This is a genomic window from Scrofimicrobium canadense, assembly GCF_009696615.1.
GTDB classification, from domain to species: domain Bacteria; phylum Actinomycetota; class Actinomycetes; order Actinomycetales; family Actinomycetaceae; genus Scrofimicrobium; species Scrofimicrobium canadense.
In genome coordinates this window covers 77748-101977 of sequence record NZ_VULO01000009.1, presented here as the reverse complement: position 1 = coordinate 101977, position 24230 = coordinate 77748, and the positions used below count along the sequence as shown (strand labels likewise).

At 61.8% G+C, this 24230-nt stretch carries 25 protein-coding genes, 1 tRNA gene and 1 pseudogene; 22 read left to right on the top strand and 5 right to left on the bottom strand.

The features are described 5' to 3' along the window. Positions 1 to 4: 4 nt before the first annotated feature. The 3 genes from FYJ24_RS08455 to FYJ24_RS08445 all read left to right on the top strand — a co-directional run bounded on the left by FYJ24_RS08455 (position 5) and on the right by FYJ24_RS08445 (position 2444). The gene (locus tag FYJ24_RS08455) at positions 5 to 352 is read left to right on the top strand and encodes a DUF7698 family protein (protein WP_154545435.1); all 348 of its coding nucleotides are present in this window, start codon (positions 5 to 7) and stop codon (positions 350 to 352) included. Between the two features lie 130 nt (positions 353 to 482). Then, a complete protein-coding gene (locus tag FYJ24_RS08450) occupies positions 483 to 806 on the top strand; it encodes an Nmad4 family putative nucleotide modification protein (RefSeq protein ID WP_206192596.1) in 324 nt (107 codons plus the stop codon). Positions 807 to 839: 33 nt separating this feature from the next. Further along, the gene (locus FYJ24_RS08445) at positions 840 to 2444 is read left to right on the top strand and encodes a terminase large subunit (protein WP_154545517.1); all 1605 of its coding nucleotides are present in this window, start codon (positions 840 to 842) and stop codon (positions 2442 to 2444) included. Position 2445: 1 nt separating this feature from the next. Here FYJ24_RS08445 and FYJ24_RS08440 read toward each other — a convergent pair whose 3' ends face one another. Next, entirely contained in the window at positions 2446 to 2808 is a 363-nt protein-coding gene (locus tag FYJ24_RS08440) for a hypothetical protein (protein WP_154545433.1), read from the bottom strand. 44 nt (positions 2809 to 2852) lie between these two features. Between FYJ24_RS08440 and FYJ24_RS08435 the strand changes: the two genes are divergently transcribed. Genes FYJ24_RS08435 through FYJ24_RS08395 form a run of 9 tightly spaced genes read left to right on the top strand, consistent with a single transcriptional unit; the run spans position 2853 to position 8877 of the window. Beyond that, complete coding sequence (locus FYJ24_RS08435; protein ID WP_154545431.1) at positions 2853 to 4208, top strand: phage portal protein; 1356 nt, start codon at positions 2853 to 2855, stop codon at positions 4206 to 4208. Continuing rightward, complete coding sequence (locus FYJ24_RS08430) at positions 4205 to 5116, top strand: head maturation protease, ClpP-related (RefSeq protein ID WP_318656604.1); 912 nt, start codon at positions 4205 to 4207, stop codon at positions 5114 to 5116. The genes FYJ24_RS08435 and FYJ24_RS08430 overlap by 4 nt, the downstream gene beginning before the upstream one ends. A 17-nt stretch (positions 5117 to 5133) precedes the next feature. Next, complete coding sequence (locus tag FYJ24_RS08425) at positions 5134 to 6363, top strand: phage major capsid protein (protein ID WP_154545429.1); 1230 nt, start codon at positions 5134 to 5136, stop codon at positions 6361 to 6363. 34 nt (positions 6364 to 6397) lie between these two features. After that, a complete protein-coding gene (locus FYJ24_RS08420) occupies positions 6398 to 6715 on the top strand; it encodes a head-tail connector protein (protein ID WP_154545427.1) in 318 nt (105 codons plus the stop codon). A gap of 3 nt (positions 6716 to 6718) precedes the next feature. After that, positions 6719 to 7048: a phage head completion protein gene (locus tag FYJ24_RS08415; protein WP_154545425.1), complete on the top strand. Its 330-nt coding sequence runs from the start codon at positions 6719 to 6721 to the stop codon at positions 7046 to 7048. 2 nt (positions 7049 to 7050) lie between these two features. Next, positions 7051 to 7488, top strand: coding sequence for an HK97-gp10 family putative phage morphogenesis protein (locus FYJ24_RS08410; RefSeq protein WP_025252137.1), 438 nt, complete (start codon positions 7051 to 7053; stop codon positions 7486 to 7488). After that, a complete protein-coding gene (locus FYJ24_RS08405; RefSeq protein ID WP_025252136.1) occupies positions 7485 to 7829 on the top strand; it encodes a hypothetical protein in 345 nt (114 codons plus the stop codon). The genes FYJ24_RS08410 and FYJ24_RS08405 overlap by 4 nt, the downstream gene beginning before the upstream one ends. 14 nt (positions 7830 to 7843) lie before the next feature. Continuing rightward, on the top strand, positions 7844 to 8443 hold the full coding sequence (locus tag FYJ24_RS08400) for a major tail protein (RefSeq protein WP_025252135.1): 600 nt from the start codon (positions 7844 to 7846) through the stop codon (positions 8441 to 8443). Positions 8444 to 8463: 20 nt separating this feature from the next. Beyond that, positions 8464 to 8877: a hypothetical protein gene (locus FYJ24_RS08395; RefSeq protein WP_025252134.1), complete on the top strand. Its 414-nt coding sequence runs from the start codon at positions 8464 to 8466 to the stop codon at positions 8875 to 8877. 162 nt (positions 8878 to 9039) lie between these two features. On the opposite strand, the gene FYJ24_RS08390 is transcribed toward FYJ24_RS08395, so the two are convergent. Continuing rightward, positions 9040 to 9483 (bottom strand): hypothetical protein, encoded by a 444-nt coding sequence (locus FYJ24_RS08390; RefSeq protein ID WP_154545423.1) that lies wholly within the window; start codon positions 9481 to 9483, stop codon positions 9040 to 9042. 29 nt (positions 9484 to 9512) lie between these two features. Here FYJ24_RS08390 and FYJ24_RS08385 point away from each other — a divergent pair, with 29 nt between their 5' ends. The 10 genes from FYJ24_RS08385 to FYJ24_RS08340 all read left to right on the top strand — a co-directional run bounded on the left by FYJ24_RS08385 (position 9513) and on the right by FYJ24_RS08340 (position 21845). Next, a complete protein-coding gene (locus FYJ24_RS08385; RefSeq protein WP_154545421.1) occupies positions 9513 to 12191 on the top strand; it encodes a phage tail protein in 2679 nt (892 codons plus the stop codon). Further along, on the top strand, positions 12191 to 12883 hold the full coding sequence (locus FYJ24_RS08380; protein ID WP_025252131.1) for a hypothetical protein: 693 nt from the start codon (positions 12191 to 12193) through the stop codon (positions 12881 to 12883). Before FYJ24_RS08385 ends, FYJ24_RS08380 begins: the two co-directional genes overlap by 1 nt. A gap of 71 nt (positions 12884 to 12954) precedes the next feature. Next, positions 12955 to 15786 carry a phage tail spike protein gene (locus tag FYJ24_RS08375; RefSeq protein ID WP_154545419.1) on the top strand — a complete coding sequence of 944 codons (2832 nt, stop codon included), beginning with the start codon at positions 12955 to 12957 and terminating at the stop codon, positions 15784 to 15786. 11 nt (positions 15787 to 15797) lie between these two features. After that, entirely contained in the window at positions 15798 to 16232 is a 435-nt protein-coding gene (locus tag FYJ24_RS08370; RefSeq protein ID WP_154545417.1) for a DUF1617 family protein, read from the top strand. Next, a complete protein-coding gene (locus FYJ24_RS08365; RefSeq protein WP_025252128.1) occupies positions 16229 to 16447 on the top strand; it encodes a hypothetical protein in 219 nt (72 codons plus the stop codon). Before FYJ24_RS08370 ends, FYJ24_RS08365 begins: the two co-directional genes overlap by 4 nt. 152 nt (positions 16448 to 16599) lie before the next feature. After that, positions 16600 to 17067, top strand: a complete 468-nt coding sequence (locus tag FYJ24_RS08360) for a phage holin family protein (protein ID WP_025252127.1) — start codon at positions 16600 to 16602, stop codon at positions 17065 to 17067. Further along, positions 17067 to 17915, top strand: a complete 849-nt coding sequence (locus tag FYJ24_RS08355; protein ID WP_154545415.1) for an N-acetylmuramoyl-L-alanine amidase — start codon at positions 17067 to 17069, stop codon at positions 17913 to 17915. Before FYJ24_RS08360 ends, FYJ24_RS08355 begins: the two co-directional genes overlap by 1 nt. Before the next feature lie 647 nt (positions 17916 to 18562). Then, complete coding sequence (locus FYJ24_RS08350) at positions 18563 to 18763, top strand: hypothetical protein (RefSeq protein ID WP_154545413.1); 201 nt, start codon at positions 18563 to 18565, stop codon at positions 18761 to 18763. Between the two features lie 47 nt (positions 18764 to 18810). Next, the gene (locus FYJ24_RS08345; RefSeq protein WP_206192595.1) at positions 18811 to 20253 is read left to right on the top strand and encodes a recombinase family protein; all 1443 of its coding nucleotides are present in this window, start codon (positions 18811 to 18813) and stop codon (positions 20251 to 20253) included. Continuing rightward, positions 20253 to 21845 carry a recombinase family protein gene (locus tag FYJ24_RS08340; RefSeq protein ID WP_154545411.1) on the top strand — a complete coding sequence of 531 codons (1593 nt, stop codon included), beginning with the start codon at positions 20253 to 20255 and terminating at the stop codon, positions 21843 to 21845. The genes FYJ24_RS08345 and FYJ24_RS08340 overlap by 1 nt, the downstream gene beginning before the upstream one ends. Here FYJ24_RS08340 and FYJ24_RS08335 read toward each other — a convergent pair. From FYJ24_RS08335 to FYJ24_RS08325, 3 genes and pseudogenes are all read right to left on the bottom strand, one after another. Beyond that, positions 21825 to 23030 (bottom strand): hypothetical protein, encoded by a 1206-nt coding sequence (locus FYJ24_RS08335; RefSeq protein WP_154545409.1) that lies wholly within the window; start codon positions 23028 to 23030, stop codon positions 21825 to 21827. The genes FYJ24_RS08340 and FYJ24_RS08335 overlap by 21 nt on opposite strands. A gap of 138 nt (positions 23031 to 23168) precedes the next feature. Further along, positions 23169 to 23855: pseudogene (locus FYJ24_RS08330) on the bottom strand (type I restriction-modification system subunit M); the annotation flags it as partial. 289 nt (positions 23856 to 24144) lie between these two features. Beyond that, a tRNA-Leu gene (locus FYJ24_RS08325) sits at positions 24145 to 24229 on the bottom strand. Position 24230: the final 1 nt, after the last annotated feature.

Genomic DNA, 24230 nt, shown 5'->3' with positions numbered 1-24230 from the left:
AGGGATGAACACAATTGACGACCTCGACCAGCAGATCGCGACCCGCACCCAAACCTCGTCCACGAGCCTGCTCACCGCCCACATGAACACCCAGCGGGCGGGCAACGAGCTGCTCGACTTCGCCGAAGGCCTCTACGACTCCGATGTGTCCGGCATCCTCGACGAACTGCGCCAGCACGGCATCGGCGAGTTCACGATCAGCGCGAACCAGACCGGCCTGACTGAGATCATCTGGCAGCTCACCCACGCGGGATCCACCTTGACGGGCATGACCGAAGTCAACGACCGCTTCGCCGACCCGGTGACCGGCGAGCGCCGACTCATCCCTGCCTGGCACCTGACCATCAACTGAGCCGGAAACCAGCGTGGGAGCCGCCCTCTTCGGGCGGTTTCCGTGCTCCTAGGGCGGCGTCGAAAACTCTTGAAAATAGTGGGCTGATGAGGGCTTTTACGACTGGATAAGTCCGCACACCTATGGCTGTATGTACATGACCGAACAAGAGGACAAGGAGAAGGTCATGAACAACGAAAAGACCACGATGGAGCAGCTGCAGATGGCGACCGACAGCTACGGCACGGTGATCGCCTACGGAGATTTCGTCCTCGCTTCGGCATACCGGCACCTGGGCAAAGGCCGGATCGGAAACGACGCCCGCGTCTACAAGCTCGCCCAGCAGCCCATCCCCGGGTGGGGGCCAGACGCCCGAGGCGTCATTGAATGCGAACTCGCCCTGGTCGCCGAGGCTGACGAACTGTTCGCCGACGCCGGCCACGCCATCGCCTGGGCCTTCGCCCACACCAACTAACCACCCAGCATTGAAAGGAGCCTGATGGGCGTGATGCGCACTCTCGACACCTACACGCCGACCAGGTTCATGGCCGCAGGCTCCACCTATGACAAGCGGAAGGCCGACTTCGCGGTCGCGTTCATCCAAGCCTTGAAGCACACCAAGGGTCGCTGGTCCGGGAAGCCCTTCCAGCTCATTGACTGGCAGGAACGGATCATCCGGGACTTGTTCGGCACCGTGAAAGAAGACGGCTACCGACAGTTCACCACCGCCTACGTCGAGATACCCAAGAAGCAGGGCAAATCAGAACTGGCCGCCGCCGTCGCGCTGCTGTTGACGTGCGGCGATGGTGAGGAGCGCGCTGAAGTCTACGGCTGCGCTGCTGACCGTCAGCAAGCGTCGATCGTGTTCGAGGTCGCGGCCGACATGGTGCGCATGAGTCCGGCCTTGTCCAAGCGGGTGAAGATCCTCGCCAGCCAGAAGCGGATCATCTACAAGCCCACCAACTCCTTCTACCAAGTCCTCTCAGCTGAGGCGTATTCGAAGCACGGGTTCAACATTTCCGGGGTCGTGTTCGACGAGCTCCACACCCAGCCGAACCGGGCCCTGTTCGACGTGATGACGAAAGGCTCCGGGGATGCGCGTACCCAGCCGTTGTATTTCCTGATCACGACCGCCGGCACCGATACTCACAGCATTTGTTACGAGCAGCATGGGAAGGCCGAGGACATCCTCGCGGGTAAGAAGCACGACCCGACGTTCTACCCGGTGATTTACGGGGCGGACCGTGAGGATGACTGGACCGACGAGAAGGTGTGGGCGAAAGCCAACCCATCCCTGGGGATCACGGTGCCGATCGAGAAGGTGCGCGTCGCGTGCAACTCGGCCAGGCAGAATCCGGCTGAGGAGAACACGTTCCGGCAGCTGCGTTTGAACCAGTGGGTGAAGCAGTCGGTGCGGTGGATGCCCATGCACGTGTGGAACAACAACTCGGCTCCCGTAGACCTGTCCGATCTGGAAGGCCGGGTTTGCTACGGCGGCCTCGATCTCGCCAGCACGACGGACATCACTGCGTTCGTCCTCGTATTCCCACCTCAGACCAGTGACGAGCCGTATGTGATCGCTCCGTGGTTCTGGATTCCCGAAGACAACCTCAAACTAAGGGTGGCTCGTGACCACGTGCCCTACGACCTCTGGCACCAACAGGGCTTCCTGCAGACGACCGAAGGGAACGTTGTGCATTACGGGGCGATCGAAGCATTCATCGAAGAACTCGGCACCCGGTTCGATATTCGGGAGATCGCGTTCGACCGGTGGGGTGCCGTCCAAATGAGCCAGAACCTTGAGGACGCCGGATTCACCGTCGTCCCCTTCGGGCAGGGCTTCAAAGACATGTCCCCACCATCCAAGGAGTTGATGAAGCTGGCGCTCGAAGGCAAGCTCGCCCACGGCGGCCACCCTGTTCTGTCATGGATGGTTGACAACATTCACGTTCGTACCGACCCGGCCGGGAACATCAAACCCGACAAGCAGAAATCCACGGAGAAGATCGACGGCGTGGTCGCCACGATCATGGCTCTCGACCGCGCCATCCGACGCGCAGGCGACCACCACGCCGGCTCCGTCTACGACCAGCGCGGACTACTCGTGCTGTGACTCAAGCCTGGTACGGGTCGCCCTCGGCGGGCACCGCCCAAGTCTCCAGTTTGAGGATCGCCCGCAATTCTGGCGTCACGCGTTCGACTTTGTCCAGAATCGACTCGGGTACCACGATCGCGTAGCGGGTATTGCCGCTGAGGTCACTCATCCGGTTCAGGATCTGGCCGTACAAGGTGTTCACATCCAGGCCGGGTGCTGCGGTGTGACCTTTGACCTCTGCGACAAGACGAGGCTCGCCCAGCTTAGTGGCGATGACATCAGCGAAATCAGGATTGTTGGTCGTCACCGTCCACCCGTCAGCCTCAAGCATGGCGACGAAGCGCTGTTCAGCTTCGGCCTCGCTCATCTTCTCGCGAGTCATAGGCACCTCCATTCTGTGCCATTTTCCCACGAAGGAGCACACTCATGGGTTTTCGTAACTGGCTGCGCGGCGAATCGAAACGTCCTGCAGAAGATCACGCGCTGTCTGGTGGCGGCTACAGCTTCTTCTTTGGCGGCACCACCAGCGGTCGTCCGGTGACGGAGCGCAGCGCGATGCAGATGACTGCCGTCTACTCGTGCGTGCGCATCCTCGCTGAGGCGATCGCCGGTCTGCCGTTGCATGTCTACCGGCAGGGCGCGGACGGGTCGAAGGTGAAGGCGCTCCACCATCCGCTCTACCGGCTGCTGCATGACGAGCCGAACCCGGAGATGACCAGCTTCGTGTTCCGTGAAACCCTCATGACGCACCTGCTGCTGTGGGGTAACGCCTTCGCGCAAGTCCTGCGCAACGGGCTGGATGAAGTGGTTGGCCTGTATCCGTTGATGCCGAACCGGATGACCGTCGGACGCGACGAACAGGGCCGCCTCTATTACGAGTATCAGCGCACCTGGGATGAACCGGCAGGCCGCTTCGAAACCGTCCGGCTGAGTCCGCACGAGGTGTTGCACATTCCCGGCCTGGGCTTCGACGGCTTGGTCGGCTACAGCCCGATCGCGATGGCAAAGAACGCCATCGGACTCGCGCAGGCCACCGAGGACTACGGCGCGAGCTTTTTCGCCAACGGTGCGGCACCGGGCGGTGTGTTGGAGCATCCGGGCACGATCAAAGACCCCGCCCGAGTGCGTGAATCCTGGCAGGCCACCTTCGGTGGGGCGAGGAACGGCAACAAGATCGCGGTGCTAGAGGAGGGCATGAAGTACACGCCGATCTCCGTCTCCCCGGAGCAGGCGCAGTTCTTGGAAACCCGCAAGTTTCAGATCAACGAGATCGCCCGCATCTTTCGCATCCCGCCCCACATGATCGGTGATCTGGAGAAGTCCTCGTTCTCGAACATTGAGCAGCAGTCGTTGGAGTTCGTGAAGTACACGCTCGACCCGTGGGTGATCCGCTTCGAACAAGCCATCACCAAAACCCTGCTCAGCCCCCGCGAGAAGCCGTCCTTGTTCGTGAAGTTCAACGTCGAAGGGCTGCTGCGCGGCGACTACGTCTCCCGCATGAACGGGTATGCGGTGGCCAGGCAGAACGGGTGGATGTCCGCCAATGACATCCGCGAACTGGAAAACCTCGACCGCATCGACCCCGAGGCCGGCGGCGACCTCTACCTAATCAACGGCAACATGCTCCCGCTCGGGTTGGCTGGTGCCTACGCCGCCGCCCAAACCACCAACGACGAGCCCGACCCGACTGAACCTGACGAGGCCGAATTTGACGGGCAGCCGTCCGGCGAACCATCTGTACCTGCGTCTGATGAGCGATTTTTGAGGAGGACACGATTGTGAGACGTTTCTGGAATTGGCTCGACCCCGAGCCGGACACAAGTGACCCGGATGCTGATGGCGTCCGGGTTTTGCGTATCAATGGGCAGATTGCCAACGAATCCTGGTTCGACGACGACATCACCCCCGCCATCTTCGCCAGCGAACTCAACGCCGGCACCGGCCCGGTGACGATCTGGCTCAATTCGCCTGGCGGGGACGTGGTGGCGGCTGCCCAGATCTACAACATGCTGCTCGACTATCCCTGCCAGGTCACCGTCAACATCGACGGCATCGCCGCCTCCGCTGCGAGCGTGATTGCGATGGCAGCCAGCACGGTGGCGATGACCCCGGTGAGCATGTTGATGATCCACAACCCCGCCACCCTGGCCGTGGGCGACAAAGACGAGCTCGCGAAAGCCATGTCGATGTTGGAGTCGGTCAAGGACGCGATCCTCAACGCCTACCAACTCAAAACCGGCCTGTCGCGGGCGAAGCTGTCGAAGTTGATGGATGCCGAAACGTGGATGGACGCCCGTGCTGCGATCGACCTTGGCTTTGCCGACGAGCTGCTCACCGGCAGCCGCGACCCGATCTTCGATGCGGAGCCGGACAAGAAGAAGCCTGACGAGGACGAGCCCGAGTCTGATGGGCCAGACGAGGACGGCACCGAGCCTGAGCCTGACGAGCCGGATGAGGACGACGACGGCAAGCCGTCCAAGAAGGGGTCGCCGTACCCGCCCAAGAAGAACCACGAGGACGGCGTGGTGTTTGCCCGGCGCACCTGGGAGCAGCAGCTCGTCGCCGCCTGCACCCACCACCAGCTGGACGTCCCGCACGGTGCGCCAGTTCCTGTTTCTGTTCAGCCCGCTGGCTCTCGTGGTCGGCGGGTTGTTGATTTGTACGCCCAACTGACCAACCGAGCCCACTAAATGAAGGAGAACTTCTCATGTCCACGATGACCATTTCCGACCTGCGCACCAAGCGCGCCCACATTTGGGACCAGGCCAAGGCATTCCTTGACGAACGCCGCGACACCGCCACTGGCTGCCTGTCCGTTGAGGATGACGAGGCATACGCCCGCATGGAGGCCGATATCGACAAGCTGACCGCCGAGATCGCCCGTAGTGAGCGTGCCCAGCGCCGTGACTCCGACCTCGCCAAGGCCACGAATATGCCGCTGACTTCGATGCCCGGCATCACCATCGACAACGACGACGCTAACCCCAAGGTTTCGCCGCGTGCAACTGCCTCGTATCAGCGGGCGTTCTGGGACGCGATGCGCCTCAACAGCTCGCCGCTGGAGGTGCGCAACGCCCTGAGTGAGGGTGTGGATACCGAGGGCGGCTATCTGGTGCCCGACGAATTCGAGCACACCCTCGTCCAGGAACTGGCCGATCAGAACGTGATGCGCACCCTGGCGAAGGTCCTCCAGACCACCAGCGGTGACCGCAAGATTCCGGTCGTCTCCACACATGGGGCGGCGGGCTGGCTCGATGAGGGCAAGCCCTACACCGAGTCGGATGAAACCTTCACCCAGGTCACTCTCTCGGCGTTCAAGCTTGGCACATTCCTCAAAATCAGCGAGGAGCTGCTCAACGATGCTGCGTTTGATATCGAGCAGTACTTGGCAGCCGAGTTCGCTCGCCGGATTGGTGCCGCCGAAGAAGAAGCCTTCCTCGTCGGTGACGGTGCGGGCAAGCCCACCGGCATCTTCGCTGCGACCGGGGGCGGGGAGAATGCCGTCACCACCGCGAAGGCCACTGACATCAGCGCGGATGAGCTGATCGACCTGCACTACAGTCTGCGTGCCCCGTACCGGAAGAACGCGGTGTGGCTGATGAACGACGCCACCGTCAAAACCGTGCGCAAGCTCAAGGACGGCAACGGCCAGTACCTGTGGCAGCCAGCCCTCACCGCCGGCACACCCGACATGGTGCTGGGCCGGCCCGTGTACACGTCGGCGTTCGTGCCCGAAATCAAGGCAGGCGCATCCACGGTGGCGTTCGGGGATCTGGCCTACTACTGGATCGCCGACCGGCAGGGACGTTCCTTCAAACGGCTCAATGAGCTGTTTGCCACCAGCGGGCAGGTCGGGTTCCTCGCCTCCCAACGCCTCGACGGGAAGCTCATCCTGCCCGAAGCCGTCAAACTGCTCACCCAGAAGTCCAGCGCCTAACCCCGGCCTTGCTCACGGAGAGGAGGTGGCCACCATGAACACATCCGAACTGGTCGAGCAGGTCAAGCAGAATCTGCTCATCACGTTTGATGACGACGACACGCTGATTACCGCGCTGGTCAATGCGGCCACCTCCTACGCGTGCAGCTTCCAACACCTCGAAGAAGGCCACTACGAGCAGACGGCAATGTCGGGGGCGACCCGGCAAGGCGTCGTCATGCTCGCGAGTCATTTCTACGAATCCCGCGACGGTGCCACGGCAGGGTTTTGGGCGGACAAACCCGAAGCCGCCAAGGCCGTATGGGCTGCGGTGAACAACCTGCTGCGCCTCGACCGCGACTGGAAGGTGTAGATCATGGCTTCGCTTGGGAGCATGCGCACCACTGTTGATCTCATCCAACCCGTGGTCGAGCGGGATGCAGCTGGGTTCACGTCGACCCGTGACGAGATACGAGCGACCGTGCGGGCGTATGTGGAGACCCGGCATGCCTCGGCGGCGTGGGTGAACCGTGCCGCCTACACGAAAGCCGACCGGCTGTTCCGTATCCGCACCATCCCCGGACTAGCAGTCACCACTGACATGGAGATCACCGGCCCAGACAGCCGCTACCGCATCGACAGCGCCGAACAGATCGGCCGCTATGTGGAGATCCTCGCCCACACCATCACGCCTGAAGGGAGCTAGTCATGGCGCGTGTGCAAATCAGGCTCCCCAACGCCTTCATCGACTCCCTCAACGCCGCATCCAACGTGCTGGAAGCCTCCGCCGATGAGGTGCTCGGTGCCGGGGCCGCCGTGGTCGAGCCACGGATGCGTTCCAACCTTGCCGCAGCCATCGGTGCTGGCACTAAGGAGCCGTCGCGGTCGACCGGCCAGCTGCTCGGCGCGCTCGGCACCACGAGCGTGAAGGTGAACTCCCGTGGAGATCACAACGTCAAGGTCGGGTTTGCCGAAAACCGGCGTGACGGGCGCTCGAGCGCGCTCATCGCCAACGTCCTCGAACACGGCAGAAGTAGTCAGCCCGCCCGGCCGTTCCTGGCACCCACCAGGAACCAGACCAGGAGTGGCGCGGTCGAAGCCATGAAACAGGCGTTGGCAGCCAAGTTCGGGCAGGTGAAACCATGACCGCCCCGCTCTTGGAACAACTAACGGCGATCGCCGATCAGGAGGGTCTGCCGATCGCCGTCGGCCTGTTCACCGACAGTCCTGCACCGGCCACCTACCTCGTCGCCACGCCATTGAGCGACGTGTTCGACGTGTTCGCCGACAACCGGCCTGGCGTCGAGATCGAGGAAGTCCGGCTCGCGGTGTTCACCACCGGCAACTACCTCACCACTCGTGACCGGCTCACTAGGGGGCTCCTTGACGCCGACCTGACCGTCACCGCCCGCCGCTACGTCGGGTTTGAGGCTGACACCGGCTACCACCACTACGCGATCGATGTCGCATCCCACCACCAGTACTAGAAAGGAACACACTCATGGCCACGATTGGTTTGGACAAGCTCTACTACGCCACGATCATCGAAGACCCGGACACGGGTGAGGAAACCTATGCCGCCCCGAAGCCGCTCGCGAAAGCCATCTCCGCCGAACTGTCGGTCGAGGTAGCTGAGGCCATCTTGTATGCCGATGACGGCGCATCGGAGATCGTGAAGGAATTCAAGTCCGGCACGCTCACGCTTGGCGTCGACGACCTCGGCGGTGAGGCGGCAGCGGCGCTGACGGGGGCGACCCTGGATGCCAACGGGGTGCTTATCTCCACCTCGGAGGATGGCGGCACGCCGGTGGCAATCGGCTTCCGCGCCGCACGCTCCAACGGCAAATACCAGTACTTCTGGCTCTACCGGGTGAAGTTCGCCCTGCCGACCACGACGCTCGCCACCAAAGCCGACTCCATCACGTTCTCCACCCCGTCGATTGAGGGCACGATCCTGCGGCGCAACAAGCCCGACAGCAAGGGACGGCATCCGTGGAAGGCCGAAGTCACCGAAGGCGGCCCCGGGGTCAAGCCCGAGACAATCACCGGCTGGTACGCGGCAGTGTACGAGCCCGCAACCGACGCAGTAGCCGCAGGCTAAAGGGAAGGGAGCAGCCAACAATGTCGAAGACCACGATTCCGGCGACTGACCCCGCCCGGTCAGCGACGGTGGTGATTGGTGGGGAGGAGTTCGAGCTGGTGCTCACCACCCGCGCCACCCGCGTGATCGCGGAGCGCTACGGCGGCCTGGAACACCTCGGCGAAGCATTGGAGTCCTCGAGTGATCTGGGTGCGACGTTGGGTGAGGTGATCTGGCTGATCACCCTGCTCGCGAACCAGTCCGTCGCCATCCACAATCTGCGCCACCCCGACAACCTGCGCCCGGAACTCACCGAAGAAGCGGTGGAGCTGCTGACCGTGCCCGCTGATCTGTCCGACTATCGGGGTGCGATCGCCGAAGCCCTGCAGCGCGGCACCCGCCGAGTCATCGCCACCGAGCCAGACCCAAAAGCCACCAAGGCCAAGGCCGAATAGTCGACAGCCCGGAGGCGATCTTCACCCGGCTCACCTACATCGGCATCGCCCACCTTCACCTGAGCCGGGTGGAGGTGGGCCTGATGGTGTTCGGGGAACTCCTCGACCTCATCGACTGCTGGCGACTCGAAACCGGCCGGGCCAAGCCACTGCGTCAGTGGTTCATCGACGACGTGATTCCATCTCGGATTTAGCAAGGCCAGCGATCATGTCCCAGGGCAAGTGCTGGCGAACGAATTTGCTGCGACTGCGGCGATTGATGGCAAGGGCATCGTTGGCGACCTGTTGTACGAGTTGTGTGTCCACCCCCAGCGCTTCGGCAATCCACACGAGGCCCTCCGGGTGTTGAAGCATGTTGTACGTGGTGCGGGCAGACATGTTGGGCTTTTGTCTTGTGAACGAGCCACTCCCAGTGGTTGCTTGCGAGTCGAACCAGCTACTCATGTGCTCGCGTTGTGAGGACCACCAACGGCCTTTCTTTTGAGGATCGGCCTGTTCCATCGCATCGGAGATGGGTAGATGGGCAGGCAACGTCGACAGCAGCCGCGCGAACTCGCGAACATCGAAATCGATACCGCTCAACTCCAGCCCCCCTTTCCTTGTCATCCACATCTTCCCATAGGAGCTGAATCCCCATGGCTGACTCATCGTTTGGTTTGAAGATTGGTTTGGAGGGTGAGCGGGAGTTCAAGCGGGCGATCACGGATATCAACCGTGAGATGCGGGTGCTCGGCAGCGAGATGAAGCTGGTCGCCTCCCAGTTCGACAAGAACGACCAGTCCGCCGAAGCGTTGACGGCCCGAAACCAGGTGTTGGGTAAGGAGATCGAGGCGCAGAAAGCCAAGATCGAAACCCTCCGAGCCGCGTTGCAGAACAGTGCCACGTCGTTTGGTGAGAACGATTCGCGGACGAAGAACTGGCAGATCCAGCTCAACAATGCCGGAGCTGAACTGAACAAGCTCGAATCCGAGCTGAAGTCGAATAACGACGCGCTCACCGAGTTCGGTGACGAGGCCGATGGTGCCGGTGACGATGCCAAAGACGCCGCGAAGGACGCGGGCAAGCTCGAAGTTGCTGTGGATGATCTCGGTGACGAGATGGACTCCACCGGGGGTAAGACCCGCATCTTCGGCGACGTGCTGAAAGCCAACCTGGCATCCGAAGCCATCGTCGCAGGGGTCAAGGGCATCGGCCACGCCATCGCCAGTATCGGACGCGGCATGGCCGGGGCACTCAAGGAGGGTGTTGAGTACAACGCCCGCATGGAGCAATACACCACCAGCTTCACCACCATGCTCGGCGACCAAGCCAAAGCCCAGCAGCTGGTCAACGACTTGAAGGTGGAGGCCGCCAAGACCCCGTTCGGCATGGAAGATTTGGCCTCCAACATGCAGACCCTCCTCAGCTTCGGCATGTCGTTGGAGGACGCACAGAAGCACCTGCACGAGATCGGCGACATCTCTCAAGGTGACGCCGTCAAAATGGAGTCCCTTACCCTCGCGTTCGCGCAAATGAGCAGCACCGGCAAGTTGACTGGCCAGGATTTGCTGCAGATGATCAACGCCGGCTTCAACCCGCTCGAAGAGATCAGCCGCAAGACCGGCAAGAGCATTGGTGAGTTGAAGGAGGAAATGGCCCAGGGAGCTATCTCTGCGGACATGGTTGCGGACGCGTTTGCTTCTGCCACGGCCGAGGGTGGCCGGTTCTATGGGGCGATGGACGCCCAATCCCAAACCTTTAGCGGCCAGTTGGCGACCATGCAGGACGGGATCGCGAACCTGAAAGGCCTGCTTGCCACTGGTGTTACCGATGCCTTGGCGGGGACGGTCATGCCGATGGCCAACGGCTGGATCGACGAGCTGACTGCCGCGATTGAAGAAGGCGGTGTCCCGGCGTTCATCGACACTCTCGGCACCGTCTTGCAGGAAGCGTTGGCGTTTATCGCCGAACAGTTGCCCGCCGTGGTTGAGGCTGGCATGACGATCCTCACCTCGTTGTTGGAGGGGATCATTGAGGTGCTGCCACAGCTCGCGGAAACTGCCGTCACCCTGGTGGTGGCGCTGGTCGAGGCGATCATCGAAGCCCTCCCGGCTCTGTTGGAGGCGGCGATTCAGATTATTGCCACCCTCGTCACTGGCATCGCCGAAGCGCTGCCGGAGCTGATTCCGGCCGCAGTGGAGATGCTGATGGCGCTGGTGCAGGAACTGGTGGACAACCTGCCGCTCCTGCTGGACGCTGCACTCCAGTTGATTCTCGGCCTAGCTGAGGGACTGCTCGCGGCGATCCCAGTGCTCATCGAAGCCCTCCCGGCGATCATCGAGGGCATCATCAGCTTCCTGGTCGGCGCGATCCCACAAATCATCCAAGCAGGCATCCAGCTCTTGACCGCCCTAATTGGTGCGCTCCCGCAGATCATCACCTCGATCGTGGAAGCACTCCCGCAGATCATCACCGCCATCATCGGCGGCATCGTGTCAGCAGTTCCGCAGTTGATCAACGCCGGTATTCAACTGTTGACCGCGTTGATTGGTGCTCTGCCGCAGATCATTACGACAATTGTGGCGGCGTTGCCGCAGATCATTTCGGCGCTCATCAACGGGATTGCAGGAGCCATCCCGCAACTCGTCCAAGCCGGTATCCAGCTGCTCACGGCATTGGTGGGCAACATGCCGCAGATTGTCTCCACGATTGTCGCGGCGATCCCGCAGATCATCACGGGCATCGTGTCAGCGGTCGGTCAGGGTGTGGGGCAGATGGCGGAGGCCGGTTCGAACCTCGTGCGCGGCCTGTGGAACGGTATCCAGTCGTTGGCGGGCTGGTTGTGGGATCAGGTCTCCGGCTGGATCAGCAGCATTTGGGACGGCATTACCGACTTCTTCGGCATTCACTCGCCCTCCACGGAAATGGCGTGGGTCGGCTCGATGCTCGTCGAAGGCCTCGCCGACTCCATCCGCACCGATGGGCGCAAAGCCACAGACGCCGCCACCACGCTGGCCGCCGACACGTTGGACGCGTTCAGCGAGCTGGCTGACGGGGTGGACGTGCCCATCGACGCCACCGCCAACCTCACCATGCCCACGGTTGACCTCACCCCGGCCGCAGCCGTCAGCGCCGCGATGTCCGCACAAGCGGCTCGTGACCAGACGGTGGATGTGGAGGGGATCGTCGATACGACCGCGCGCAGGTTGCTCAGCTCGCTGGATATTCAGGTGGTGCTCAACGACGGCACGCTGGTCGGCAAACTCGCCCCGGCCATGAATACCCGGCTCGCCAAGCTGTCGCGCCGTGACCTCGCCCTGACAGGAGGAACCTAATGTTCGCCTTCACCCTCAACCACACCATCTCCTCCCGCACGTTGGGGTTGCGGCTGACTGCCCCGGTGGAGATACCAGTGGCGTCGCGTGTGGTCGACGATATTGATGTCGCTGGCCGGGCTGGCACCTTGACCCGGCTGGGTGGCTGGGACGACACGATCCTCACCCTCCAACTCGCTATCCCCACCGGCGACGGCATGGCAGGCTACCGGCACGCAGCACAGGCACTGATGGACGCGACGACAATCAGCCTGTCCGGCGAGCCCGGCCTGTTCCGACGGGTGAAGCACGCCGCCGTCGGTCCGCTCAGCCGTGAGTTGGCGTCGCTGGGTGTGTTCGAGGCTGAACTGATCTGCCAACCCTTCACCTACCTCACCGAAGGACTCACCCCAGTCACGCTGACGAGTTCAGGGACGCTGACGAATCCGGGTCTCCTGGAGACCGCTCCTGTCATCACCGTCTATGGCACCGGCCAACTCACGCTCAGCATCAACGGCCGGCAGTGTCGAGTCAACAGCCCGGCCGGGCAGGTGACCCTCGATGCGGATCGGCTCGTCGCCCACGTCGCAGGAAACGTCCAAACCGACGCACTCACCGGGAGCTTCCCGACACTGACACCGGGAGCCAACCGGATCACTCTCGGCACCGGCATCAGCAAGGTCGTCGTCGTGCCGAATTGGCGCAACCTCTAACCACCCCGTTCGCTCAATTGTTCCTGGCCGTCCTGTGGTGGGCGGCCTTTGTGCTGTTTGGAGGCATTTTGATGATCACGGTTCACGACCGCATCGCCACCGACTTCACCACCACCGGGCTGGCCGTTTTGGATCGGGAGGTGATCGACCCGGTGGTCACCGAAGAACTCTGCGGCGAATACTGTCTGACTTTCTCGTATCCGGCTGACGCGCCCGCCGCTTTACTGCTCACCCTGGAGGCGATCATCGCGTGCCCGGTGCCGGGGATGAGCCTGCGTCAAGGGTTCCGTATCCACGAGGTCACCACCACCCTCGACGGCCTGCTCGAAGTCACCGCGTTCCACCTGTTCTACGATCTGGCAGCGAATCTGATCGCCGACACGTTCGTGGTGAACAAAACCGCCAAGCCCGCACTCGACCAGCTCCTCGCAGCCGCCAACACGCCGCACAGGTTCACCGCCACCAGCTCCGACACCACGACTCGGGCGAGTGCTCGGGTGGTGCGGATGCCCCTCGCTCAAGCTGTCATGGACACCGGGGAGGACAATACGTTCGCCTCCCGCTGGGGTGGTGAGATAACCCGGGACAACTGGCACATCCACCACGCCACACAGCGTGGCCAGGATCGGGGTGTGGTGATCCGGGATCGGAAAAACCTCACCGGCTACCAAGCCTCCATCGACTTCTCCACGGTCGTCACGAGGATTCTGCCGGTCGGCTACGACGGCCTCCTCCTGCCCGAACTCTACGTCGACTCCCCAAAGCTCGGTGCGTATGCGACTCCGCGTATCCGCGTGATGCGCTACGGCGACGTGAAGGAAATCAAAGACCCCGAGCAGCCCCGCGAGGACGAACTCCCACTCGATCAGGCGTATACGGAGCTGCGCCGCCTCGCCGCCCTCGAATACTCCGCCCGGCATGTGGATGAGCCATCCGCCTCGTACAAGGTGTCGTTCGTCGACCTGGCTACCACCGTCGAGTACGCGGATTTGGCCGAGTTAGAGACAGTGCTGCTCGGAGACACAGTCACCGTCCGCCACACCGACCTCGGCGTGGCGCTGTCAGCGCGGGTGGTGGGCTACGACTACGACCCCCTCCGCCAGGCATACCTGTCCGTAGAGCTTGGCAGTGTTGCTGGGAAGTTCACCACCGTCACCCGCCAAGTCAAAACCGCCGTCAACACGGCTCGGCAGGCAGAAGATGTGGCGGGGTTTGCCCTCGCGTCGGCGGATGGGAAGAACACCAACCACTACGGCACCACCCAGCCCGCCAACGCCAGGCTGGGTGACACGTGGTTCCGGCAAAACGGGGAACAGGTTGAGATCTGGATCTACCAGCTCACCGACACCGGCACCCCCGGCTGGATAGCACTCGCCACCGATCTGAATCATGCCCAGGTCCAGGCCGAACTCGACGCCGCCCGCACGCAAGTCGACCACGCCCTCGCCGCTGCCCACGACGCGCAGACCGCCGCCGACCAGGTGCATGAACGTCTCGCCACCGCGCAGGTCGAGATTGACCAGGCCAAGGCTGCTGCCGCAAGCGCGACGGAGCTGGCGCAAGACGCCCATGACATCGCGGTGACTTCGGATGGACAGCTCACGGTTGCTCTTGTCGATCCGACTGCGGCGGACGCCGCCGACCGGCCAGAGGGTGCGCTGTGGCAAGTGCGCGCCGATGGCGTGATCGCCCGCCAATATATCCTCACCAACAACCAATGGGAACAAACACCGGTCGGTGCCGCGATGATCGGGCCGAAAGCGATCAGCCAAGCACACATCGGAGACACTGCCATCGGCACCGCACACATCGCAGACGCCGCCATCACCGACGCGAAAATCAGTTCACTGTCGGCAGCCAAGATCTCCAGCGGCTATCTCGCTGCTGGACGGATTGCTGCCGGCTCGATCACCTCCGACAAGCTGACCATCGCGAGTGGGTTCATCACCACCGCAATGATTGCCAACGCCGCGATCACTGATGCGAAAATCGGGTCGCTGTCTGCAGCGAAGATCACCTCGGGCTATTTGGCTGCTGGGCGGATTGCAGCGGGATCGATCACGAGCGACAAGTTGACGATCGCCAACGGGTTCATCACGACTGCGATGATCAAGGACGCGGCGATCACCAGCGCGAAGATCGCTGCGCTGGATGCGGGCAAGATCACCACCGGCTATCTCTCGGCGAATCGGATTGCGGCGAAGTCGATCACGGCCGACAAGCTCGCAGCCAACGCGATCCAAGTGGGCTTGGCCGGATGGAACCAGTCGATCCGTATTTCGCCGACGCAGATCGCCTGGTACAACGGCTCCACCTTGGAAGGGACAATCTCCAGTTCCGGGATGAAATTCTGGTACGGCACCCGCTACATCGGGGAGATGGCACGCCGTGCCCACAAGGACAAGCCCGACGTGCAGGGCATCGTCAACCAGGTCTCCTATCAAGGCGACTATGTGGCCTGGACATACCAGACGGCATCGGGCGGTGACTACTTCACCTGCCTCACCCTGGATCCGAAGGGACGCTTCTACGGCAAGGCCGGCATTCATCTCGGTGCTGACTTGCGCACCAACGGCTACAAGTTCTACACCACCGGCTCGCGCTACGTGACCTTGCAGGATGCGACGCTCACCGGGAAAGGCACCTACGCCGGGTGGGCGTCGAGCAATGGGCTGGCGAAGGTCGTGTTTCACACCTATGACCTGATGGTCGTCACCAATGGGTCGTATTACAACATGACCCGCCTGTTCGACCGTGTCGGGGACTTGATGAGTCGGATGAACTCGCTCATCGGGCTGTTCAACCGTGGCTGGATCACCTCGATCTCCGGATCAGGGTCGAACATCACCTGGCAGTACTACTCGAACACCGGACTGTCCACCATGCCCACCACCCTCAGCTAAGGAGAACACCTATGCGCATCATGCTCGCCAACCAGTATCTGCAGCCGGTCGCCGAGCTGCTCACCGAAATGCCTCTGAAAGCCTCGCAGTCCAGGGCGCGGTCGAAACTGCTCACCCTCGTCACACAAGCCCTCGCCAGGTTCGGGGAAGACGAATACGAGCTGGTGGCTGAATACGCCGCCCGCGATGACAACGGTGCGCCGCTGCTGGACTCTGATGGGACGTTCCGGCTCGCCAACCCAGACCAAGCAGCAGAGTTCATGACCGCCCGCACCCGGCTCCTCGAATCCCTCGCCGAGGTATCCGGGCCGACCTACGACACCCACCTGACCGACTTCAAGACTCTCTTGGACAGCTACGACGGTGAACTCTCCGGCCAGACGGCGGAGGCGTATGACGTGCTCTACGACGCCATCGAAGCCGCCAGCGGGAAGGAACACCAATGACCACCCGCGAGACTGACATCGCCGTCGAGCCAGTCGGGACGGTGGAGCCGGTGGGGACGGTGGTGGAACATCCGATCACCCCGATCGTCTCCGACACCACACCAACACCCGCCGCAGCCGTGCTGCCTGAGAAGCCGGTGCTGATGGCCCCGGTCGTGGAAAGCCTGGATTTGACGATGCCGATCCTGGAAGTCCTGACCAGCCCCAACATCTAACCCGCGCCGCTCGTCGCATCCACGTCTGCCTTCACCCGTGTCGGGTGGGGTGAGTTGCACTAAATACCCAAGAGTGGGTATTACGTCTGCCTTCACCCGTGTCGGGTGGGGGCGTTTTTTATGCCCACCCACCCCTCGGAAGGAAACACTCCATGTCTTTGAACGCTCTCTGGCACACCATCCAAGCCGGCATCGCCAGCCTCGGCGCGTGGCTCTCCGCCTACCTCGGCGGACTCGACGGCCTGATCTACGCCCTGGTCATCTTCGTTGCCGCCGACTACATCACCGGAGTCCTCGCGGCCATCAACGAACGCCGCGTCAGCTCAGCAGTCGGGTTTCGGGGCATCTCCCGCAAGATTCTCATCTTCACCCTGGTTGGTCTCGCGCACCTGATCGACACCCAAGTCATCGGCACACCCGGCGTGCTACGGGCAGCGGTCATCTTCTTCTACCTGTCCAACGAAGGCATCTCCCTGATCGAAAACGCCACCCGCCTCGGCCTGCCCATCCCCGCACAGATGCGTGAGGCCCTCGACCTGATCGCCAACCGCGCCGACAAACGACCACCCCTCACCAACACCGACCCAACTGAAACCCATACCGATAAGGAGCAGCGCTGATGAAGAACTGGAACACCCTCGAGGCCGATGTCGACCTCATCATGAACAAGCACTACACCGCCGGACGAGGCGGTCGGCGTATCGACAAGGTCATCATCCACCACAACGCCGGAAACCTCACGATCCGAGGCTGCTACGACGTGTGGCAAAACCGCCAGGCCTCTGCCCACTACCAGGTGCAGTCCGACGGGAAGATCGGCCAGCTCGTGTGGGACCGCGACACCGCCTGGCACGCCGGGAACTGGAACGCCAACACCACCAGCATCGGTATCGAACACGCCGACATCTCCTCGAAGCCGTGGCGGGTGTCCGACGCTTGCCTCGACAACGGTGCCCACCTCGTCGCCGCGATCTGCCGATACTACAAGCTCGGCCGCCCGGCCTGGGGTAAGAACGTGTTCGGCCACAAGAACTTCTCCTCGACCGAATGCCCCGCGTCGCTGGCAGGCTCCCAGCACGCCGCGTATATGGCTCGTGCCCAGTACTGGTACGACCACATGACCGGCACCAACCCCGCCAAGCCCGCGCCTGCGAAGCCCGCACCGTCCACGCCACAGAACATCGACGCGCTCGCCGACGCCGTGATCCGTGGCGACTACGGCAACGGTGAGGAACGCAAGCGCCGCCTCGGATCGAACTATGCGGCTGTGCAGAAGCGGGTGAACGAGAAACTCGCAGGCTCTGCCCCCAAGCCGTCCGCACCCAAGCCCGCGCCGTCGGTCAACATTGACGCGCTGGCCGACGCGGTGATCCGTGGGGACTACGGCAATGGCGACGAGCGCAAGCGCCGACTCGGCTCCAACTACGCGGCTGTTCAAAAGCGGGTGAATCAAAAGCTCGGCTACTAGCCCCGCGCCGCCTGTCGGCACGACATCAGCCCCGTCACTGCCCGTCATGGGTGGTGGCGGGGCTTTTCGTCGTTTCCAAGGGCAGTTGCTGTCGCCCGTCCGGATTCGGTGGGTGTCGGGGGCGTATGGGTGAGCAGGTGTTCGCGGCCCGTCCGGTTTCACGGCCGCTGGTGCCTGACAGATGAAACCACCTATCTGTCCCGGGGTGGTTCGGATGGAAGGGAGCTGCCCGTGACGGTAGTGACATCAGCCCAGCAGGAACGGATCACGGTGATGCGTCGAGCCGGGGTCACGTATGCGAACATCGCCACTCACATCGGTATCAACCTGAACACGGTCAAGACGTGGTGTCGCCGCGCCGGAGTCACCCCAGACACGTCTGTTCCGCAGGTCGCTGATCCGGTCGGGGTGTGGTGCCTGTCGTGCGGGGCACCGATTGCGTCTGCCCGTCCGGCAAAGTTCTGCTGCGAGGCGTGTCGGCGCTCGTGGTGGCACGCCCACCCCGAAGCAGGGCAACGGCGGGCGTTCTATGAGTTCACCTGCCCCGAGTGCGGGCAGGGATTCGCCGCCTACGGCAACAAGACACGCGTGTACTGCTCTCACGCCTGCTACATCCGCCACCGGTTCGGCACCCGAGGTGGCCGCCGATGACACCTACCCAACTTCGTGCCGAAACGACAACGGCACTCGCGCTCGCCCGACTCGACCACCTCACACGATCCGGTGTCCTCACGCCAGCGCAGGCGGCCAGTGTCGCGGCCAGGATCGCTGCTGATGCGGGTGCGGACATCGGGGTGTTGAAAGCACAAACCTTGGTTGACTTCACGGCCGATCAGAGTGATGTATAGACGCGCAAAGGATACAAAAACCCTAGTCAGATAAGGAAAAGCAGCCGATGGTGATGATGGAGCGGGTGACCCCGCCACCCCAGAGAGCCCGGGTACGAAAGGTCGCGGCGTATGCCCGGATTTCGATGGAAACCGAACGCTCCCCGAAATCACTGTCGGCACAGATCTCCCATTACTCCGAACTGATCCAATCGACCCCCGGCTGGGAGTATGCAGGCGTGTTCGCCGACTCGGGTATCTCGGGCACCACCACCAACCGTCCCCAGTTCCGGGCCATGCTCGACCGTGCCCGCGCCGGTGGCATCGACCTGATCTTGACCAAGTCGATCTCTCGGTTCGCCCGCAACACCGTCGACCTGCTGGAAACCATCCGCGAATTGAAAACCCTCGGCGTGGAAGTTCGCTTCGAAAAGGAGAACATCTCCACGTTCTCCGCTGACGGGGAACTCGTGCTCACCCTGCTCGCGTCCTTCGCGCAGGCCGAGTCGGAGCAGATCAGCCAGAACGTGAGATGGCGGGTACGTAAGGGCTTCGAGCAGGGCAAGGCCAACGGCTTCCACCTCTACGGCTACACAGATTCCGCCGATGCGACCGACGTCGAGATCATTGAAGCCGAGGCCGAGGTGGTGCGGTGGATTTTCGCCCAGTACATGGCGCCGACCTCGTGTGAGGCGATGGCCGCCCAGCTCATCGCCGACGGACGCGCCCCACAGCAATTGGCAAGCAACAAGATGCCCGGCGAGTGGGTGCGTCACATCCTGAAAAACCCCTCCTACACCGGTGACCTACTGCTCGGCCAGTGGGCGACCCCGGACGGCAAACCCGGCCGGGCGGTGCGCAACACCGGCGAGCACCCCATGTATCTGGTAGAAAACGCCATTCCCACCATCATTGACCGCGACACCTTCACCGCCGTGCAGGCCGAGATCGCCCGCCGCCGCGACCTGGGGGCACGAGCCAACTGGGCCATCGAGACCGTGGCGATGACCTCGAAAATCAAGTGCGCCACCTGCGGCTGCTCCTTCGTCCGTAATCGTCGCAACCCCAAGACCCAAAACCAGATCACCACCGAACACTGGATCTGCACCGAACGCAAGAAGGGCCGCACCACCAGTTGCGGTACCAGCGAAATCTCCGACACCGCCCTCAAGACCTTAATCGCCAACATCCTCGGTATCGACGAGTTCGACGACGACGTGTTCACTGCTCGCATCGACCACATCGACGTGACCGGGAAAGACCACTACACGTTCCACTACACCGATGGCACCATCAGCGCCCACACGTGGCGGCCAAACCTGAAGCGATCCTCCTGGACCCCAGCGAAACGCGCCGCCTGGGCAGAACTCGTCAAAGCCCGCTGGGAGTACGCCCGCAAACTCGGCATCGACGGGCGCAGCGCACCCACCCCGCCCGAAGCGCTCGCCAAGTACAGGGCGGTGGCGAAAGCCGAAGCCGAGAGGCTGCGCGCGGAGCGGGGTGAACGCTAATGGCTCGTACCGTCACCGCGATCCCGGCCACTCGCCGCCTGCACACCGGCACCCCGCTGGGGCAGACCACGATCCGTAAAGTCGCAGGCTACGCCCGTGTCTCCACCGACCATGACGACCAGGTGACCTCCTATGAGGCGCAGGTCGACTACTACACCCGCTACATCACCGACCACGCCGGGTGGCAGCTCGCAGGCATCTACACCGACGAAGGCATCACCGGAACCTCCACCAAACATCGCACCGGCTTCCAGTCCATGGTCGCTGACGCATTGGCCGGGAAGATCGACCTGATCATCACCAAGTCCGTGTCCCGGTTCGCCCGCAACACCGTCGACTCGCTCACCACCGTGCGCCAGTTGAAGGATGCCGGGGTGGAGGTGTACTTCGAAAAGGAGAACATCTGGACATTCGACGCCAAAGGCGAACTGCTGATCACCATCATGTCCAGCCTCGCGCAGGAGGAAGCCAGGTCGATCTCCGAGAACGTCACCTGGGGACACCGGAAGCGGTTCGCGGACGGGAAAGTGACCGTCCCGTTCAGCCGGTTCCTCGGTTACGACCGAGGCGAGGACGGCAACCTCGTCATCAACGAGCCGCAAGCCAAGCTCGTGCGGCACATCTACGCCCTCTACCTTGACGGCGGCTCCCTGACCGGCATCGCCCGCAGGCTCCAAACCGAAGGACACAAGACCGCATCCGGGAACCCGAACTGGTCAGCCGGTCAGGTGCGCAGCATCTTGACGAACGAGAAATACAAGGGTGATGCGCTACTCCAGAAGAGCTACACCGCAGACTTCCTCACCAAACGCCAAATCGCGAACCAGGGCGAAGTGCCCCAGTACTACGTCACCGGCAACCATGAGGCAATCATCAACCCTGCCGTGTGGGACTTCGTGCAGGCCGAACTCGCGGCCATCAAGAAAGGACGCCGCTCAGCGTCACGACAACGCACCTTCTCAGGGAAGATTCGCTGCGGCGAGTGTGGCTCCTGGTACGGGTCGAAAACCTGGCACGCCGGGTCGAAGTACGAAAAGCGAGTATGGCGCTGCAACCACAAGTACGACGGCGGATCGATCTGCACCACCCCTCACCTGAGCGACCAGCAGATTCAAGAAGCGTTCATCGAGGCCGTGCGGCAACTGCTCGCAGAACGCGGCGCGGCTGATGATCTGCTCGAGGATGCACTGCTCTCCGAACTCAACACCACCGACCTACGCCTACAGGCCGACAGGATCAGCGCGCAAGCGGCAACCGTTGGTGAGGCGATTGAGAAACTGATCGCCACCAACGCACGGGTCGCCCAGAACCAGACCGAGTACCAGCAGCGCTTCGATAATCTCTCCGCCGAGCACGCCCAGTTGCTGCAACAGCACGGCACCATCCTGGACGAGATCACCGACCTGCAAAACAGACTCAGCGCCTACGAGCACTACAAGCTCAACCTCGCCGAGCTACACGTCGCCGAGATCGAGTTCACGCCCTACCTCTGGCACACCCTCACCGACCACGCAGAAGTCACCGCCGACGGAGCGATCACCTTCGTGTTCAGGGACGGGTCTCAGGTGGTCTCATTTCTTTGGGTTGCGTAGCTTAACAATGATGGTGCCTGCACCAACAGCTGCGGTTCCAAGTCCCACTAGAGCCTTTTGCCCTGCTTCTTTCCCAGCAGTCTTCCGCTGCTCTGGATCTTTCCATGCTTCCCGCCAAGGGAGCGCACTGATCTCTTCCCTGGCAATGGACACCCCGAGCGTTTGGTGAAAGTCCTCAATGCTCTCTGCAGTGGCGTTCAACGATTTCACTATGACTCGTGCCGCTCTGGAGTGAAGAAGAATGTTCTCGTTCGCAACGGCTCCAGAGCGATCCAACTGCTGCATCAGCGACTGAGTTTTCCCGAGAACAGCGCCACGTCGCTTCTCTCGGTGCTCCGCCACACCTTGCCGGTGACCTTCTAAGTAGTCGGGGGCAGTCGCCATGACATGATCCAGTTCGATGATTCGAAACTGATCCTCAAGCTCGAAGCACCGTGCAAGGACAGCCAGGTGCAGGGCAACTTCTTGCTCGATCTCGCTAGTCGCTTTCTTGATCGCGCCTGGCTTATCCTCTGCCTGAGCTTTCTCGGCGAGTGATCCCAAAGCGAGCAACGTTTCTTCCTGCACATTGATGATGGCCGAATGCGCCCCTTGAACTTTGTCCCACAGCGTCCTGGGATCTCCGCCGTTCTCACGAAGAGTCTGCGCGTCTTCGATTTGACCAGCTGCCGTTTGCATCCGAGCTATGACGGCGTTTCGTTGGCTGCGGCGAACATCATCGAGTTTCCCCTCGATCCTGACGAGGAACTCGCGAAGTTCCTGAGCTTCTGCCTGCTGAGCAGCCTGACTCATGAGGCCACCAACTCCTGCGAGAACTGCGGGGTTGGAGACCAGCGAAGACGCCTTGGTATCGACCTGGAGCCACTTCATCGAGCTGTCGCCGGTCTTACCAAGCATCGCGTGACTGATGCCCTTGGTCTTCGTTGACATCAGACCGCCCGCGTCTTTCAGACGTTGTGCCGACTCAGGCGTGAGTCTCAGGTACATGGCGGATTGCTCAGCAATAGTTGAAACGCTTTCGAGCAAATCTGAACCGACACCAAGAGTTTTGCGTAGCCGCTCAAGATCGATGCTGTCGGCGACCTTCGCAAGACCATTCTGCTTCAGGAACCGTCGCACGGCTTTGTTGGAGCCGACCACGAGCGCTCCTTCGCCATCGCTGACGACCTCAACTTCATCACTCACTGTGAGTCCTCCTTCCTGAACGTCTTGCTACCTTTCTCAAGGTACCCGAGAGCCCTTGCACCAGTCACCACTCGTTTGCACCACTCAAGCCGCGAGCGCATAGCCGCCGCTAATTTGTATCCATTCCGCTCGGGAAGTTTCATAAACTTTATTGACCTTCGTCTTTCCAACAACAGTGATGCGAGCAAGAAGCTCAGAGACCTCTTGAGGCGTGTAGTACTCCCCGCCCGACTTACCCGCACTGGAGGCGTACATCTGCATAAGATACTCGTACGCATCTCCGAATGTATCGATGGTGTTATCGGAGAAGGTACCAAGTTTCAGATCCCCGATCGCGTCAAGGAGCTTCACTAGCTTCTCATTGCGCTTCGCAACCGTTGGGCCGAGTTTGGAAGAATTCACATCCAAATCGTCAAAGAGCCCCTTGAGGTCATCCTCAGAATCTGTGCCCTTCGCGGATGCTTCAATGTTCGTGAAAACCCGCTCCAGTGTCTCGTTGAGGTTTTCATCCTCCGCAGCCTGCCGACGAACATTCTCAAACAACTCTGAAGGCAGTATGTAGAACCCCTTCTCCAACACTGTCTCCGCCCGACCAAACTCAGCATCCGCGTCAGGTAGCCTCGTGTAATCGAAATCTGGGTTGCCCGCGGCACGCTCAAGCTCATTCAGATACGAAGTGAGATTCTCAGAAATGAACCGATAGAACAGCATGCCGAGCACGTAAGACTTGAAGTCCCACCCATCCACGCTGCCACGTAGGTCGTTTGCGATCCGCCAGATCGTCTTATGGAGCTCTGCCCTCTGTGTTTCTTTAGTGACACTCATAAACAGACCTCACTTGAGCATACGAATGATTGAACGCACGACTGTGACATAGGGAAGTTGTCTCCTTTGTACCACTTACTGAACCAAGTACTCTTTGACCGTCTCTAAATAAAGGTACCGCAACGCTACGACAAGTATGCACACCACGTACGGGGTCATAAAACCGTACACCGGACTGCATACAGCCCAGGCATCTACCATATGGCCCAGGCCGCGGAACAGCCGAAGGCGCAAGCAACGAAAAAAGAAATGCAGGCCAGAAGGAACACCCTCTGACCTGCATTATCACTGGTGCGCGAGGGGGGACTTGAACCCCCACGCCCGAAGGCACTGGAACCTAAATCCAGCGCGTCTGCCAATTCCGCCACTCGCGCG